Origin of the sequence: Pseudohongiella nitratireducens, from assembly GCF_001642735.1 — a bacterium.
GTDB classification, from domain to species: Bacteria; Pseudomonadota; Gammaproteobacteria; order Pseudomonadales; family Pseudohongiellaceae; genus Pseudohongiella; species Pseudohongiella nitratireducens.
Map to the genome: position 1 here is coordinate 29223 of NZ_LWHM01000003.1, position 17318 is coordinate 46540.

Sequence of the window (17318 nt, forward strand, 5' to 3'; positions counted from 1 at the left end):
CAAATTAATTAATGGCTGTTAGCGCCTAACGGCGTTTGTAGACAAAATTTCCACATTTGACTGGCTATCCTTGCCAGCAAATTGTAACCGCTCGATCCAGAGGACTATAGCGTGACGAAAACTTTTTCTCCCGGCAAACGAGTCAATATTTGGACAGCAGCAATAGTTGTTTTCCTGCTCCCCTTTAGGCTGACCGCCGCAGAGCATGATCATCGAATTACTCTGAGCGACATCAGCCTTGATACCGTTCTGGAGCATGCGCTTGAAGCAGCCCCAGAGCTGATCCTGGCCGATTCAGCTCAACTGCAAGCTGACTCCTTTACCTACCTTGGTAGTCGCTGGATCAATGGCTCCCCTTCTCTCGAAACGACCTTCATTGATGATGCCATGGGTAGCGATGTTGGATTGCGCGAGATGGAGGCCGGCGTCAGCATCAACCTTTGGCGCCCGGGTGAACGCCAATCTGCCCAGGCATTAGGTAATGCCTATCGCCTCAGAAGCGAAACATGGCAAGCATGGTTTGAATGGATGGTTGCCGGACGCGTGCGAGACTCATTGGCTAACCTGGAGAGCGCCGACCTGGCGTTACAACGTGCCGAACAGGCAGAAGCCGATGCTGAAGCTCTCTTCGAAATGGCAACGACATTGAAAGAAATCGGCCTGATTTCGGACATGGACCTCTACCAGGTGGAATCACTCTGGCTAAACGCGCGTAAAAAGACAGTCGCCTCAGAAGCTGTCCTGGTTGATGCCGAACGGGAATACCAGGTGCTGACTCAAGGACTTGATACACGCCCAGATACTCCCTTGCGTGAGGAACAGTCTTCAGTTGCGCTTATCGACAGTCAACACCCAGCCATGGCGTTACTGCAGTCCGACCTGAATATCAATATGGCAGAGATAGAAACCGCCAAAAGGCAGGCCAAAGGCAGTCCGACGATGCGGATGGGCGTCCGAAGAGAGCGAGGTGGTTTTTCCCAGCCTTATATCGACAGCCTGGGGGTCTCAATATCAATACCACTGAACTCAAAACATATGATTGATGCCAGCACCGCAGATGCTCGGGCAGCAAGGAATGACGCAGAACTGACTGTTATCAATCAACACCGTCTGCTGACAAGTCAGCTTCATGAAATCGAGCACCGCCTGTCTTCTTTTAAAACCGAAATACCCTTGGCCGAGCGGGAAAACGAGCTGGGAGAGCGCCGCCGAAAAATGGCTGAAATCGCCTATAGCAACGGCGAGATAGACTCTACTCAGGTGATCCAGGCCATTCAGCAAGCACAACAAAGTGCTTACGCCTATCAACGCGTACTGATGGAACAGCAGCACCTCATTTCTCAATACAATCAAATTGTCGGAGTCATACCATGAAAAACAGGGTTTCCACGAAAGTCATTATCATCGCGGCTGCCTTGTTACAGTCAGTTGCCTGCATGAATAACGTTTATGCCCAAGCACAGATCCCCTTGTCACAACAGGAGATTGAGGATCTGGGTATTGTCTTTGAACCTGTGGTAGCTGTCTCTGACAGTGATGGCGAGAGGGTCTCGGCCAGCATCATCACGGCTCCGGATGTGAACAATACCGTGAGCGCCTGGTTTGATGGACAAATTCTTTCCTGGGAGGTCGCTCCTGGTGAGGCCATAAATGAAGGCACGCCTGTGGCTATCGTATCCAGTGAGTCATTCATAGAAGCCCAGCAGGCGTACGTGGATGCCAGAATTGAAAATCATCAGGCTCGCATTGCCCTGGATAGAGATCAGCGTTTGTATGACGCTGGCATCATTGCCGCTGTTCGCCTTGAAGAAACTCGCCGGCAACAGCAACAAGCAGACATCGCTTATCGCTCAAGACGTCAACGATTGCTCAACGCAGGCGTATCCACTGCAGACCTGGAGCAGCTCGATACCGGTAGTGTAACCCTGGGCGAATACCGGGTCCGCTCCCCCTTGTCAGGCACTGTTGCACGCCGTTATGTCATGGCAGGCGATCATATCAGTGAGGGTTCACCATTACTGGGTGTCGCCAATACCGCTGAAGCCTGGTTGTTTGCCCGGGTACCCTCTTACCTCTCCTCGTCACTGTCTGCCGGTCAGACGCTGACGCTCAGCGAAAGTGGTGAATCACTGCGTATCCAGTCTGTCGATCGCCAGGTGGATACCTTGACCCAGTCGATTGGTGTATATGCCACATTCACTGAAAGCACTGACTGGTTACCAGGGCAGCAGGTATCTGTGCGGCTACCTCCCGCCGCACAAGGCATGAGAGTGCCCGACAGCTCAGTGGTACACAATGGTCACGAAACAACGATCTATGTCCGCACGGAAAATGGTGTAGAAGCACGCACCCTGATTTTGCAGCCAGCTGGTCGAAACTATCTGGCAATACAAGGCTTGACTGCATCCGAACAAATAGTGACTCGCGGTACGGCTGTATTAAAAGGCATCCAACTCGGATTGGGAGGAACTGAATAATGTTAAGCAAACTGGTCCAGTTTTCTCTCAGCCAGCGACTGCTGACGGTGTTGTTCGCCTTGATGGTAGGCGGTTTTGGCGTTCGCGCGTTAATGCAATTGCCGATTGACGCGTTTCCGGATATTTCTCCAACGCAGGTGAAAGTCATCATCAAAGCGCCTGGCATGACACCTGAAGAAGTGGAGGCTCTGATTACTCAGCCTGTTGAGGTAGAACTGCTGGGCATACCCAGGAAAACCATCCTGCGTTCAATCTCCAAGTATGCCTTAAGCTCTATCACAATGGACTTTGAAGAGGGCACCGACATCTACTGGGCACGACAACAAGTTGCCGAACGGCTGTCTAATGTCTGGGGCGACCTACCAGGAAGTATCAGTGGGGGATTGGCACCCATGAGCACCCCATTGGGTGATATGTTCATGTTTACAGTGGAGAGTGACGCATTAAGCCTGGAAGAGGAACGTTACCTGGTCGACTGGGTAATACGCCCTGCCTTGAGGACAGTACCAGGCGTTGCCGATGTTAACGCACTGGGCGGCTTCGTTCGCACTTATGAAGTGATTCCCGACCCCGAAGCCATGGCAACCATGAATGTGAGCCACGACGCTATCATTGATGCCCTGGAAGCCAACAACAGAAATGATGGTGCCGGCCGCATCGACCAAGGTGAAGAGACATTACTGGTACGTGTTTCAGGCGCCATCATCGACCTGGAAGATATCAAGAGCATTCGTGTCAGCACCACAGATGGTGACTATGTCCCGCTGAACCAGGTGGCTCACCTGACGACGGGGCAGCTTGAGCGCTATGGTTCTGTGACAGGAGATGGCGAATCCGAAGTGGTACAGGCTCTGGTTATCGGCATGACCGGCGCCAACGCGCGTGAAGTGGTGAATGGTGTGAAAGCAAAACTCAGCGAAATTGAAACCACATTACCGGAAGGCACTTATTTTGACGTGTTTTACGATCGCAGCATTCTCATTCAGGGCGCCGTAAGTACCGTTTCACGCGCTTTGATAGAAGCCGTAGTACTGGTAGTCATCTTGCTGATGCTGTTTTTGGGCAACGTCCGGGCAGCCCTGACGGCAGCCATCATTCTGCCGTTCTCGGCACTGGTCACCTTCCTGATGATGAACAGCATGGGTATGAGTGCCAACCTCATGAGTCTGGGCGGACTGGTCATTGCCATCGGTATGCTGGTGGATTCCGCCATTGTGGTGGTGGAAAATATTGTCTCCACCATGAGTCATCACCAAGCCAGCAATCGACTCCCCAGACTTCATATCATCTATCGTGCGGTGAAGTCTGTCGCCACGCCAGTCACCTCCGGCATCCTGATAATCATCATCGTCTTTCTGCCCTTGCTGTCACTGGAAGGACTGGAGGGCAAACTGTTCGGCCCAGTGACCATGACGATTGTGTTTGCCTTGATTGCTTCGCTGACACTGTCTCTGACAGTTGTCCCGGTCGTGGCCTCTTACTTAATAACCAAAGCCAGCCACGAAGATCCATGGCTGGCTCGTAAACTGCTCGGCTTGTACCAACCATCGCTGAAGAAAGCACTCGCCAACCCCATTTATGTGGTTGCAACAGCAGCTATCATGTTGGTCTGCACCGTCGCCATTTTCCCTCTGGTTGGCAAAACATTCATGCCGACCATGGATGAAGGCGATATGATTATCCAACTTGAGACCATTCCATCGATCAACCTGGAAACCTCAACGGCTATCGTCTCACGGGTGGAAAAAGCGTTATTGGCAGACATCACTGAAATTAAGCGCCTGGTATCACGCTCTGGATCTGACGAAATTGGCATGGATCCCATGGGACTCAACGAAACAGATATGTTTCTGCACCTGAAGCCCATGGATGAATGGGAATCTGAGAGCAAAGCCGAACTGGAAGATAAGATTCGCAACATCATGGATGGCTTCCCCGGCATTAACTACGGTTTCACCATGCCAATCGATATGCGCGTGTCTGAAATGCTGACTGGTTCTCGTGGAGATGTCGCCATCAAGTTATTTGGTTCAAGCCTGGACACATTGAACGGCTATGCCCAACAAATTTCCGACCTGGTGAGTGGAATCCCAGGTGCAGTCGATACCACCGCATCGCTTAACGAAGGTGCACAGTACCTGCAAATTACCGTCGACAGAGTTCGAGCCGGTGAAGTGGGACTGGATGCTAATCAGTTACAGCGACGTTTACGCGCTCAAATCGAAGGACTGGAAGTCGGCACCGTGATAGAAAACAGCGCCCGCGTCCCTCTCATGATCCGCTTCGACAAAGTCGCCGGTGATGGCCTTGCAGCCATGCGCAACAATCTGATCAGCCTGCCTGATGGCGATTCCATACCATTGAGCAGCATTGCCCAGATAGAGCGTGTAGAAGGCCCAGTCGGCATCAACCGGGAAAACAGTCAGCGCTTCTCAGTGATTCGTACCAATGTTGAAGGCCGGGACCTGGTTGGGTTTGTCGACGAAGCCAGAAACCTGATTGCGGACGAACTGCCCTTACCCGAAGGCTATACACTCGAATGGGGCGGAGAGTTTGAAAACCAGCAACGTGCTTCTGCGAGATTGGCCCTGGTGATCCCAATTGCTCTCTTGCTGATTGCTCTGGTGCTGTTTATGACGTTCCGATCCATTAAACAGACCCTGATTATTCTTTCTAACATTCCCTTTGCCATGACGGGTGGATTGATGGCGCTTTGGCTGACGGGTGAATTCCTGTCAGTCCCTGCCTCGGTCGGTTTTATCGCCCTGCTGGGTATTGCCGTATTGAATGGCGTAGTGATGATGTCGCACTTTAATTACCTGGCAGACAAAGGTTTGAGTGCTGCCGAAGTTGCCTTTGAGGGTGCCCTGCGCCGATTGCGACCGGTCATGATGACCGCTTCGATTTGTGCTATTGGACTGGTGCCCTTGCTACTGGCCTCAGGTCCCGGTTCCGAAATTCAGAAGCCCCTTGCCATTGTGGTCATAGGCGGGCTGATCAGTTCAACTTTGCTCACCCTGTTCCTGCTACCCATCATTTATGAATTCTTTCATCGCAGTGCAGTACAGGGTACCAGTGCGATGAATATGCAAGGAGCTCAATCATGAGAACATTATTAATGATTAATATTCCTCCGACACTGGAAGAAGACATGGTGGATTACCTACTTGCGCTGGATGATGTCGACGGGTTCACCACATTTGCCGTAAACGGTCATGGAGAAGGCAGTTATGCTAATGTCGCTGAGCAGGTCAGTGGTCACCGTCGGCGCATACATTTCGAGGTCCTGGTGGAACCCGGCACTGTGGGAACAGTCATTGCCGGGCTCGCCAATCAGGTCGGCAAAGGTATTCATTATTGGTATTTGCCGGTTTCTGGTTTTGGCCAGACCTGATGAATTACAGATCCACCACAGCCAATACTTAATGTAACGGCGGGACTGATCCGAAAGGCCGCCAAATAAATGAGCTGACATTCTGCCTGTCTAATGAGAACGTCAATGCGTATTCTCCATTGACCAATACGTTGTACTCACCCGCGGGTGCTGCATATACGGGTAATGGATAAACAAAGTCAAAGTTTTCGTCGCCCGTTGCACATATGCCTTCACTTGCTTCAGTCTCATCAGGCAAGTATTCGTAAAAATTCACTTCCAGTGTATTGGTCACGTTATCAAATCTTGAAACAAGATTACCGGGCCCATTGCAGCCATGACTGTAGCTACCTTTGACATTGAGAAAAACCTGTTTGACATCATCACCAAATTCCAGCAATTCAACAGTGTCGATTCTTTCCAGCATGTTGGCTTGACGTAAGTCAGCTATTTGCCAGCGGTTCTCAGCCACTTCACGAAGCTCAATATTTTGATACCGCCCCGCTTGGTCTGGCATATCAACAAAGGGTAAAACCAGGGTGGAACCATTCAATGTTGCACTATAATTCTTTGGCTCGACTACCGTGCTACCAGCTAGTTCCTGATGCACATTATCATCGTTCAATGTTAATGGGAGTGTATAATTTCCGTTAACGACAACCCGGTACTCTCCTGCAGGCAACCCATACACAGGTAACGGCTGATAGATAAGATAATCAATAATATTACCGGTGCAAGCACCTTCACCTGGGGGTAACTCCGATGTTCCATTGTAGAGGTCAACATAAATTGTCTGGGCACTCTCATCATAGTGAGTCACGCTTGCACCTAAACTGCCACACCCACTTGAAAAATAACCTCTGACTGTCACAAACATCTGCATTGCACTGTTCTGATCAACGGCAAAACCTGAAAAACCAACACTATTCACATGTAATAAATGGTGTGAACGTCTGACACTTTTTAATTCAAACAATTCATCACTTATCGGTTCTAACTCAACACGCTGATACACCTCCCCATCACTCTCATTTCTAACGAGCGGAACGTGTAACTTGTTTCCTGTGAAAAGTGGGTTTTGGGGTATGGTTGCGTATATATCTTCTCGACTGGCAGGAATTTGTTCACCTGGCGCCTCATCAACCAAAAACCCTTGATAACTGGACCAAAATCCTGACTCCATTTTATCCAGGATGTAATTGCAATTAATCACTGCTGTGGTTTCTACATACTCAGGTACCTCTCCGGCCAGCCCAACATTATCCCTGGTCACCCAGCTAAGAGAGACTCCACCGTCGAGGATAACTCGCTGAAACTCTGCTTCTAGTTGCGCTTTTCCTTCAGGGGATAACGTAGCAATAAAATCCAGATAATGTTGATCCAAGCTCTCTGTCGCAAGGATACGCTGTGCATCCAGTATTCCTGCAATATCCAAGGCTGCTGTCGAAGACTCACGTTGGCTGATAGCGCTAATTTCCTCGCAATCTGTCGACATCCGGTTTAACACCGGCACATTGAACTGGGCATGCCGGTGAGAGGGAAGCGCCAGCATTTTATCCCAGTCATCACCACTAAACTTGTAACGATGCAAGATCGGATTCCATAACAGATCCTGGAAGACTGTTTTATAGCTGACATTAAGTGGCAGGCCTTCCGGGTTATCTTTAGTGCTGGCATTGATCACGTTATTAAGGAGAGCTTCCTGAACTGTCTCTCTGGAATAAAGCTCAAAAACCTCTTCCAGTGACATACTGGACGCTGATGTCGTTGGTACTGACAAAAACATTATACATAGGGTGAATAAACGGATTTTTCCCACTACAGTCATGACCCACTCCCTGATTACTTATATTCGACAGTTACCACAGTTGATTCTAGGTATGAAGTCACCTGTTACGTATGTTTGCGCTTGCGTCTCATCACTGATGACTTCTAAAGAAACATGATGCTCATTATTAACCTGGACCTGATACGTACCTTCTTCGACATCTAAGAGCGAAACGGGATAGACTAAATCGAATGCCTGACTCTGCTCGTTACATGACTCACTGGTACCATGGTCACTAAAGAAGTTCACTTCTATCACCTTATCTTCTTCACGGAAGCGTGATACCACCTTCACATTCGTGCATGTAGCCTGATACTGCCCCTGCACCCTTATCAGGGCCTGAATAGGTCGATTACCTGTTTTGACAACTTCCACATTCTCTATGCCATCAAGCAAATCGGGTTCTGCTAGTTTGACCAGTGCCCATTCATTAGCAGCAGCCGGACGAAACTCTGCACCCTGATAGGCACCCGCCAGATCAGGCATCATTACAGTAGGTACCTGCACGGCATCGGACTTTAACTTCGATAAACCCGAATATGGACTGATCACTGTCGCATTGACATGCTCAGGAATCACATCATCGTTAGGTAGTAATACCGGATGAGCTTCATCATCATTGATGATCAGTTGGTACCAGCCCTCATCGAACCCGTAAGTTGGCAGAACCACATGAAATGAATAGATGGAAAGTGGATGAGTACAATCACCATCATGCTCTTGACTGCCAGTGACGTCCTTAAAGAAATCCACATAAAAGGCGCGGGTATCTTCATGATAATCTACCGTCACTTCGCTGATTTTTTCACAACGACTTGTATCAAGCTCGAGTGTCCCCTGTACCACTATTTGCCCTTCCCCACGCCCAAAGTTCGGGTGCACATAGATATTTTTTACTGCTTTCAGGCGATGTACTTCATTTACACTGTCTACCACCCATTGGTTATTCGACAGTGGACTCAGCGACACATCCACGAGGCTATAATGAGGTGTTGTCGAGCGGATCACTGACATTTTCAAGCTTTCCCCATCATAGACCGCTCCTGGTGTGGAAAATCGCTTTGTGATACTACCTCGGGGCGCAGGTGGACGTGAATAATCAGGCACCTTGCCTGCAATGAGACTTGATTGAGCGACATCAAAAAGGGAAAGATCAACCACCTCCAGGCAATCCACAAACACCTTATGTCTATAGTAATCAGGTAATGTCTCGGCGACGCCTATCTGATCCGTTTTCAGCACTGGAATGGATATCGCTTCTGCGGGAAATTGAGCTCTGCTTACAATTTCTCCACGTGCATTTTCTGACAACCTGGACAATAAATTTTCATAATGAACCTCCAGGCGCTGGCGATCATTTATCACTGCAGTATTCATTAGCCTGGCTAAAGCAACAGCTTTTTCCTGTGTGTCTCTGCTACTATACGTGATATCAAATGCGGTTCTGCATAAGGCTTTTTGTTCTGTGATTGCTGGCACGATAAAGGCTGCATCATCGTGATCAGGAGCAGACTCCAGAATCTCCCAGTCTCTTTCAGTGAAATTCCAACGCAGCTCCCTGTCAGGCCATGCCAACAATCGATATATCTCACGTCGATAAAGTGTTGCCTTAGGATACTCCTCCGGTCCGAAATGCATAATATGTGTGTTCTCAGCATAGGCTCTGCGAACCTCATCAATACTATATTGACGAGAAAATTCGCTTTGCAAAGGTTGCTTGGCATTCGCTGAAGAAATGTGGACAGAGAAACATATCCACACGCATAACACTTTAAATAAAGCAGAGGCAGACATTGAACGGGTCTGGCATAAAATTACATGTAGAATTTGTGCTTTCTCAAACATATGTACCCCTCTTGTCTATCTTCACTGATGCCAACAGATCACTCCATAGCATGCATCTTAGAGGGTTAACTATTTCACACAATTAACCAATAGTCGTAGTGATGAGATAAAGCGTGTGACTGAGTGCACAAAAGGAATCAAAATCTGAGACAACGCCGATTAATGATCGGTTTTAAGGCTGGGCAAAGTTTGAAGTTTGAGACTAACTAGTAGTGTCAGATAACACTATTCAAAAATATAGGTACTACTTTATTCTTCATTGCCCCTTGTCAGTTCTATGCTGGCTTCTGCCCGCGGCAATATCCAAACGTCGTCCATGGCTCCTTCCGGCAACATGGCCGATTGACCCGCGTCTGACAATAGGAAGTCAGCCAGCCGAGCGGCTTGGACTTTGGCACTTTCAGCTGCGGGATGGTTGATGCCAGGTGTGGCAATCACATACGCTCTGCGCATGACAGGGTCACCAGTCACCATGATCTCCATACCTGGCGACGACATACGTCCAAACGCCACAGGGATATGACCGACCAAAGCATAAGCGCCACGCTGTGAAGCCTGGCGTAAAATCTGTTGAGGACGTCTCGCTCCATCTGCTACCCAGGTAAAGTCTGCTGGCGTCATACCTGCTTGCTCGAACAGTTTTTGCAGGATGTTGTAGCTGCCCGGATCCCGGAAGAGCATGACGGGCTGACCAGCAGCCTGAATACGCTGCACCGCCTCCTGGCCACTTTCCGCTCCTCTCACTCCTGCCGGATCATTCTCTGGGCCGACAATGGCAAACTCGTTGTATCCCCAAGTGCGAAGCATGTCGGCGTAACCCAGTGCCTGAAGAGCAAAGGTTTCATCACCACCGTGTATCAGCAACAGTTCGGCGTGGCCATTCATGAAAGCTGGTACGATTCCCTCTTTTGGCGAAGCCATGACAGTATTGATCGTGATGTCAAGCGCCTGCTCTGCTGCGCTGACGACTCGTGACCAGACACCGCTCATTTCAATGCCGCCAACCACAGCGACACGAACTGATGCCTCCTGAGCGTTTGCATAAGGCGCGCCTGGCATCATGACAAGCAGGAAACAGCACCATAACCGCAGCACCAACCCAGACCATTCTGCCACCTTATTGAACCACCGAACTTTCCGAGCGCAACCCATCATAAAATCAACCACTGCTTCAAAGATTAAATGTCACATTACTGTACCAGCGGCGTCCCGGCATCGGTATACCATCTGAAAGTTCATAAGCGTTGTCTGCGACATTATCGATACCCGCCTGCAGATTAATGCCCTGACTGACCCGCCAGGTGCCATTAAACCCCCAGTTGCTGAAGCCACTCAGATCAACAACCTGGGACTGTCCAGACCCCGCGAATGGCACTAACCGGCCCGATTCAATTTCCAGTGTCACAGCCAGGGTAAACGCCGGCGTCACAAACCAGCGACTATCTGCAAAGAGCCGGTGTTCCGGTGTACCGGTCAGGGGTATTGACGAATCCTGCAAGTTATCCCGATCCAAATACGTATACGCCAGGGAAGCTGAACCTAAGCCCGACCAGCGCTGATTAACTGAAAGTTCAACCCCCTGATGCCTGGCCTCACCAACATTTTGGGCCTGGTCGCAAAACTGACCACCGCACTGATCTGATATCACCACATTGTTTTGAATCAAATCATCAATCCGGCTTTGAAAAAGCGCTACGGTGAGATTGGCACCCTGCCAAGGACTTGTTTGCACACCAATCTCGGCATGTAACGCCGTCTCCGGGCGCAGATCGGGGTTAGGCAAAGCACGTCCCAGCCTGGCAGAGTATCGATCCTTGATCGTTGGGAAACGCGTTTTGTGAGCCAGAGAGGTGAAGATATCCAGTTGCGGGCTCAGGTTGCGCTGGTATTCAATCATGGCGTTGCCTGCATCGGCAGAGCCAGTCTCCCACTCATGAACTTCCCTGCCCTCTCTTGATTCATAGCTGCCCCCGATTCGTAGTTGACTCGCCGCATCAATATCAATGATGTCCTCTATCGCAACGCTCTGTGTCACATCACGATAACGAGCAGCCGGAGAGGTGGAGGCAATTTCTTTGTGTCGATCAACTTTATGATGCAGCGCCAGATGAATTTCATGACCACTAAAGCTCTGATTGATCCACTCAACCGAAGCTCCTACATTTTTATCATCGTATACACTGGGGAAAAAATTGCGCTGACCGGGCCGTGTGTATGTATCATCGGCGAATGCGTTAATGCGGTTTTCGTACGTGTCATGGAACAGTCTGACTTGCAAACGATTGTTTGCATCCAGCGCGGTATTACTGAGGAAATAAAGGCTGTCCTTGTTCCAGTAGGGCCACTGCCAGTAGCGAATCCCCTGTTGCGATTCACCCGTATAAACAGGGTTTCCTTTTTCTCCTTCCTGCCTTGAATAGCCCAGCGCATACTCATCGGTTCTGTTGGGCGTGTAGCCGATTTTGGCTGACAGTTTCCAGTCATTTGAGTAGGCGTTCTCTCGATCATTGCCTGTATCTGTCGGGTTATTCTTGCGATCCACAAACCCGTCAGCCAACGGGAAGCTGTTTACATCCAGGTAGGACAATCCCGCTTGTGCATACCAGTCACCCTGGCGCGCACCCAGATTCCAGGCGGCCATGCTTCTATCACCGCTACCTGCTCCCAGCCTCAGATCGCTTTCAAACGCTTCCTGAGGCTGACGCGAAACCAAATTGATGGCGCCACCGAGCGTGTTCGGTCCGTAAAGAAGTGACGCGTTACCTTTACCTACACGGATCTGAGCCAGGTCATATGTCGTAAATCGTCCAAAATCGACATACCCATCGTAAGGAATGTATAACGGAACACCATCCAGATAGACTGGCACCTGTCGTGAATCAAAACCGCGAATCGAGATAATATCTTCATTACGTGCATTACGTGATAACGACACACCTTCCTCAGTGGCCAGTGCCACACCCACTGTTTCCAGGTTCAGTTTACTCAGGGTATCTTGCGTAATCACCGACTCGCTTCCCGCGCCACCGGCACGTGCCCGAACATCCATAATACCCAGAATAAAGGCATTTTCGGCGGCACCAGCCTGCGACTCTCCCGGCTCCTCTGTCGCAATAACCATTGGGCTGATACCCAACGAGAAAATAGCAAGAAACCGTGCAGACCTTCGCATAATCACTCCCGAATGATTGATAAAGACAATTTCAATATATACCAAAGTATACATTGAAATTGCTATTTATCAAGCCAGATACTGAAAGGCGCTTTCACAACGCCATTCTAATCACCTGTTATCCTGCAACAATAGTGACTATTCGCCGCCCTCTTGCTCTTCAGCCTTGCCCGTATGGGAATGATCCCTCAGCGGTATAACGGGAATAAACAGCGTCACCAGCAGACCCAGAATAATGATCCACAGGCTGGCCGAAAACATACCGGTGATGGCATTGGCAAAGGCAACCTTCAGTCCTTGCTGTACGCGAGAGACCAGCACATCGGTGTCCATCGCAGCCAGTTCCGGGGATTGTGCCTGCGCCGCCTCAACCCCGGCACGCAATGCTTCTGGGTTCATGGCACTGGACTGCGCCTGACTTAAATCCAGCGCCTGGCCCGATGTTTGCGCCTGTGCCAGCATCGGCACCTGCTCTGGCAACTCTGCTGTCAAATTCAACGTCAGCAACGTGCCAAAGACGGCAACCCCAACTGTATTGCCGATCTGCCTGAAAAACTGGGTAGAGCTGGTGGCGACCCCGATCTGGGACATAGGGAAAGCTGCCTGGACAACCAGGTTCACCAGACTCTGTGATGGGCCAAGCCCCAGACCGACAATGACCATGCGCCAGCTTAAATCCACCATACTGGTATCTGGCCCCACCTGCGTAAGCAACCAGACACCCACTATCAGCATGGCCGTGCCGCCCACCATCCAGGGTTTATAGTGCCCGTTACGTGACACCATACGACCACTGAGCAGGCTGCCCACCATCATGCCAGTCATTAGTGGAAACATGGTAAAACCACTGTTCGTTGCACTGACGCCCATCGCCACTTGCATAAACAGCGGCATGAACATCACTACGCCAAGAAAAGCCATATTGACGACAAAGCTGCTCAGGTTGGTGATCACAAACACGCGGTTTCGAAACAGATTCAGCGGCATGACCGGGTCGTCGACCCTGGACTCCACCAAAATAAACAGACCCAGTGCTACCAGACTTGCCATAAACATGCTCAATAAGGGGACCGACGTCCAGGCATATTGATTGCCACCCCAGGTCAGCGCCAGCAGGAAGGGAACAAATGCCACCAGCAACAGTGCCGCGCCAAGATAGTCAATCTTGCCACCGGTTCCGGTATTCAGTGGTGGTGTTTTGCGAATAATCATAAACAGGGACACTAATCCCAGCGGTATGTTTACATAGAACACCCAACGCCAACCCGCTATCTCCAAACCAAACCAGTTCACCGTAGCGAAATCCGTCAAAAAGCCGCCCAGTGCCGGGCCAATGATGCTGGCCAGGCCAAAGATGGCCCCGAACAGTCCCATAAACCGCGCACGCTGCATCGGTGGGTACAAATCCGCAATAATGCCGATAGCACTGGTAAACAGGGCCGCACCGCCAATACCTTTAACTGCCCGGAAAATGATCAGTTGCTGCATGCCATCACCAAGTAATGGCAAAGTACCAAACTCACCACTGATACCGCACAGAACGGAACCCAAAAGAAAGATGGTGATACCAATGACCAGAATACGTTTACGCCCGTAAAGGTCACCCAGCTTGCCATAAATAGGCACCAGTACCGTGGATGCCAGCATATAAGAGGTGCTGACCCAGGCATACAGTTCCAGGCCATCCAGCTCAGCCACAATTCTAGGCATCGCTGTCGACAAAATGGTCATGTCCAGGGCAGCAAGCAAAAAAACAATCAACAGGGCAATCAGCGTCAGCCGTTTATCAGCGTCACTAATGGTCAGGGCGGGGTTATCCATGGCGAATCCTACAACAAAGATACAACAAGTAGGCCGCGTAGTTTACGCCTGCTTCCCCCGGAACGACAATGGCATACGCCTCAGATACCCGTCCGCTAGCCCTGCAAAAAAATAATCCCATGCTGTGAAAATTGAAGAAACCGAGGCGCTGACATATACTCGCTGACTCCTAGAATCACAATGCTCAGATGTATCCCCATGAGTCAGCCCAGCAAATCAGCACGACGCAACAACAAAAAAAACCGTGCCAGCCAGACACAGCAAACGGCCACACAACACACTGCCGGCGCCACAGCTACAGCCAGCCCAGAGGTGAAATGGTCAGTTGCTGGCATCAATAATGTGGTGCTGATCCCGGCATTGTTCACACTGGCTTTACTGGCGTTATCTTTTACATCACGTGTGCAGCAGCATGACGTTCTGCTTTACTCCTTCTGGGCCGCCTGCCTGGGACTGGTATTGTTCCAGGGCGGGCTGATTGCCCGATGTAAAAAGCACGGTGAAGAGCGCTCCTTTATCATCGCATTGAAACCCCAGCACTATGTGCAAGCCATGGTGCATACCTCTGTTTTCATCTACTGGGGGTATTACTGGGAGCCGGTGCAAGATCATGTTGTACTGATTATCGCGCAGATTATTTTTGCCTACGCTTTCGACATGATGCTGTCCTGGTGGCGACGGGAGAACTACCAACTGGGATTCGGGCCCTTCCCGATTATTTTCAGCACCAACCTCTTTTTGTGGTTCCGGGATGACTGGTTCTATCTGCAGTTCATCATGGTTGCCATCGGCTTTCTGGGTAAAGAATTTGTGCGCTGGAATCGCGATGGACGCCGCGTACACATCTTTAACCCCTCGGCATTTACGCTGGGGCTATTTTCCCTGGTGCTTATTACCACCAACACCACAGATATCACCTGGGGCCCACAGATTGCCTCAACACTCACACTGGCACCCAACATTTACAGCTACCTGTTTATAGCCGGTCTGGTGGTGATGTATTTTTTCTCTATCACGCTGGTTGCAGCGTCTGCTGCTGCAGTGTTGTTTCTACTCAGCGCCGTCTACTACGCAGCGACCGGGGTGCCTTACTTCCTGGATTCCGAGATTCCGTCTGCCGTTTTTCTGGGTCTGCATCTGCTGATTACCGACCCGTCCACATCGCCACGCACACCGACCGGCAAGTTTGTCTTCGGTATCCTGTACGGTATCGGTGTCTTTGTACTGTATACGCTGTTAAGCCTGTTTGGTGCGCCGACTTTCTATGACAAACTGCTTTGTGTCCCGCTACTCAACCTCAGTGTGCAATGGATTGACCGGGCGGTTTACCCCCTGCGCAATGTGAACTGGCTGGAGAAAATCGGACTGGGCGTAACGCCCAGCCGCAAAGCCAACCTGGGGCACATGGCTGTCTGGATTCTGTTCTTCGCGGGTATGACCCTGTTTGGAAAAACTGACGCCAAACATACCGGGGACAGTTATCCATTCTGGGTGCAGGCCTGCGAGGAAGGCCGACCGACTGCCTGTGACCGGTTAATTTTGCTCGAAACCACCTACTGTAATGATGGCTCCGGCTGGGCATGTAATGAACTGGCAGCCAACTTTGCCAATGGCCGTTTTGTAGAGCAGGATCAGCAACAGGCATTGTCCTACTTTGCCCGCGCCTGCGAACTGAAATACCAGGCGGGTTGCGTGAACCTGCTGGATCCCTCGACCATCAGTCAGACGGACCCGAGAATGTTCGACTTGCGATTATTACTGCGCGAAGGCGGGCAAAATCTGCTGGAAACGCCAGACGACGAATTAATCCAGCGAGCCTGTGATCATGGCTGGGCCTTCGCCTGCCGGTCGGCATCAGGGGATGGCAGCAACCAGGTGACGCAACGATGATGGATCCATTCAGCACACTGTGTCGGCACGCGCGCCGCGTTGTTTTCAGCAGCCTGACCGCACTTCTGTTCGGCATGACTGCACCATCCATCGCGCTCGCACAGGATAACCCGGCATTTAACCCTGCGACATGGCATTTGCCTGATGAAGCAATGCTGGGGTTTGTGGAAATACCTGCCGGTCGGTTTGCCATGGGCAGTGATCCCAGGGTCGACCGCATGGCTTTCGCCAATGAGCGCTGGTCAGGCTTTATGCGCCAGGGCAATGTGAATTTGCCCACGTTCTATATTCAGCGTTACGAAGTCACCACCGCTCAGTACAAAGCTTTCGTGGCCGCCACTGGATACCAGGCTGCACCTCAATCACTGTCCCAGGCGGACATTTATCCGGCGGCCTTTGTATCCTGGACTGATGCGCTGGCATACGCTCGCTGGCTGGAACAGGAGTTGCGCACATCAACGCAAACACCGGACCACATACAGCAGCTATTAGATGATGGCTGGCAAATTACCCTGGCCAGTGAAGCCCAGTGGGAAAAGGCCGCACGTGGCACAGAAGGTAGAGTTTTCCCCTGGGGTAACCAGCCTGATACCAGTAAAGCAAATATCGGCAGTGCTGCCAGTGATCCGGTTGGTGACCAGAATTGCAGCGAATGTGCTTATGGTCTCGCTGACATGAGCGGCAACCTTTTTGAATGGACCCGCAGCCCATACCAGGCTTATCCCTATACGTCAGAGGACGATCGGGAGAACCTGATGGAAGATGCGTTATGGGTCATCCGCGGCGGTTCATTCAATGATCAGATCAATAATGCCAGGGCAGCCGTACGTGGTGCCGCCGACCCGGGAGCACGTCGCGCCTTCATCGGCTTTCGCCTGGTGCTGACGCCAGAGTAATAGAGAGCGATATCTG

The 17318-nt window shown here is 50.7% G+C and carries 11 protein-coding genes; 6 read left to right on the forward strand and 5 right to left on the reverse strand.

Going from position 1 to position 17318, the window contains the following annotated elements:
- The first annotated feature begins 111 nt into the window (after positions 1-111).
- From PSCS_RS01550 to PSCS_RS01565, 4 genes are read left to right on the forward strand one after another with little or no spacing between them, the layout of a single operon-like run.
- Positions 112-1374 (forward strand): TolC family protein, encoded by a 1263-nt coding sequence (locus tag PSCS_RS01550; protein WP_068810043.1) that lies wholly within the window; start codon positions 112-114, stop codon positions 1372-1374.
- Entirely contained in the window at positions 1371-2477 is a 1107-nt protein-coding gene (locus PSCS_RS01555; RefSeq protein ID WP_068810044.1) for an efflux RND transporter periplasmic adaptor subunit, read from the forward strand. Before PSCS_RS01550 ends, PSCS_RS01555 begins: the two co-directional genes overlap by 4 nt.
- Positions 2477-5584: an efflux RND transporter permease subunit gene (locus PSCS_RS01560; RefSeq protein WP_068810045.1), complete on the forward strand. Its 3108-nt coding sequence runs from the start codon at positions 2477-2479 to the stop codon at positions 5582-5584. The genes PSCS_RS01555 and PSCS_RS01560 overlap by 1 nt, the downstream gene beginning before the upstream one ends.
- Positions 5581-5871, forward strand: coding sequence for a DUF3240 family protein (locus tag PSCS_RS01565; protein WP_068810046.1), 291 nt, complete (start codon positions 5581-5583; stop codon positions 5869-5871). Before PSCS_RS01560 ends, PSCS_RS01565 begins: the two co-directional genes overlap by 4 nt.
- A 28-nt stretch (positions 5872-5899) precedes the next feature.
- Here the strand turns inward: PSCS_RS01565 and PSCS_RS01570 are convergent, their stop codons facing one another.
- The 5 genes from PSCS_RS01570 to PSCS_RS01590 form a co-directional block, all read right to left on the reverse strand.
- Entirely contained in the window at positions 5900-7678 is a 1779-nt protein-coding gene (locus tag PSCS_RS01570) for a hypothetical protein (protein ID WP_157885585.1), read from the reverse strand.
- 18 nt (positions 7679-7696) lie between these two features.
- The gene (locus tag PSCS_RS01575; RefSeq protein WP_068893740.1) at positions 7697-9523 is read right to left on the reverse strand and encodes a hypothetical protein; all 1827 of its coding nucleotides are present in this window, start codon (positions 9521-9523) and stop codon (positions 7697-7699) included.
- A 249-nt stretch (positions 9524-9772) separates the two neighbouring features.
- Positions 9773-10639 carry a tungsten ABC transporter permease gene (locus PSCS_RS15435; protein WP_188619149.1) on the reverse strand — a complete coding sequence of 289 codons (867 nt, stop codon included), beginning with the start codon at positions 10637-10639 and terminating at the stop codon, positions 9773-9775.
- 55 nt (positions 10640-10694) lie between these two features.
- Complete coding sequence (locus PSCS_RS01585; protein ID WP_068810188.1) at positions 10695-12695, reverse strand: TonB-dependent receptor plug domain-containing protein; 2001 nt, start codon at positions 12693-12695, stop codon at positions 10695-10697.
- Positions 12696-12833: 138 nt separating this feature from the next.
- Positions 12834-14516 (reverse strand): MDR family MFS transporter, encoded by a 1683-nt coding sequence (locus PSCS_RS01590; protein ID WP_068810050.1) that lies wholly within the window; start codon positions 14514-14516, stop codon positions 12834-12836.
- A 198-nt stretch (positions 14517-14714) separates the two neighbouring features.
- Here PSCS_RS01590 and PSCS_RS01595 point away from each other — a divergent pair, with 198 nt between their 5' ends.
- Positions 14715-16406: an SEL1-like repeat protein gene (locus tag PSCS_RS01595; RefSeq protein WP_068810051.1), complete on the forward strand. Its 1692-nt coding sequence runs from the start codon at positions 14715-14717 to the stop codon at positions 16404-16406.
- Positions 16403-17302 carry a formylglycine-generating enzyme family protein gene (locus PSCS_RS01600; RefSeq protein WP_068810052.1) on the forward strand — a complete coding sequence of 300 codons (900 nt, stop codon included), beginning with the start codon at positions 16403-16405 and terminating at the stop codon, positions 17300-17302. The genes PSCS_RS01595 and PSCS_RS01600 overlap by 4 nt, the downstream gene beginning before the upstream one ends.
- Positions 17303-17318: the final 16 nt, after the last annotated feature.

Excerpts from the sequence above, each read along its gene's own strand:
- PSCS_RS01555 (WP_068810044.1), top strand. The coding sequence starts at position 1,371 with ATGAAAAACAGGGTTTCCACGAAAGTCATTATCATCGCGGCTGCCTTG.
- PSCS_RS01560 (WP_068810045.1), top strand. The coding sequence starts at position 2,477 with ATGTTAAGCAAACTGGTCCAGTTTTCTCTCAGCCAGCGACTGCTGACG.
- PSCS_RS01565 (WP_068810046.1), top strand. The coding sequence starts at position 5,581 with ATGAGAACATTATTAATGATTAATATTCCTCCGACACTGGAAGAAGAC.
- PSCS_RS01570 (WP_157885585.1), bottom strand. The coding sequence starts at position 7,678 with ATGACTGTAGTGGGAAAAATCCGTTTATTCACCCTATGTATAATGTTT.
- PSCS_RS01575 (WP_068893740.1), bottom strand. The coding sequence starts at position 9,523 with ATGTTTGAGAAAGCACAAATTCTACATGTAATTTTATGCCAGACCCGT.
- PSCS_RS01585 (WP_068810188.1), bottom strand. The coding sequence starts at position 12,695 with ATGCGAAGGTCTGCACGGTTTCTTGCTATTTTCTCGTTGGGTATCAGC.
- PSCS_RS01590 (WP_068810050.1), bottom strand. The coding sequence starts at position 14,516 with ATGGATAACCCCGCCCTGACCATTAGTGACGCTGATAAACGGCTGACG.
- PSCS_RS01595 (WP_068810051.1), top strand. The coding sequence starts at position 14,715 with ATGAGTCAGCCCAGCAAATCAGCACGACGCAACAACAAAAAAAACCGT.
- PSCS_RS01600 (WP_068810052.1), top strand. The coding sequence starts at position 16,403 with ATGATGGATCCATTCAGCACACTGTGTCGGCACGCGCGCCGCGTTGTT.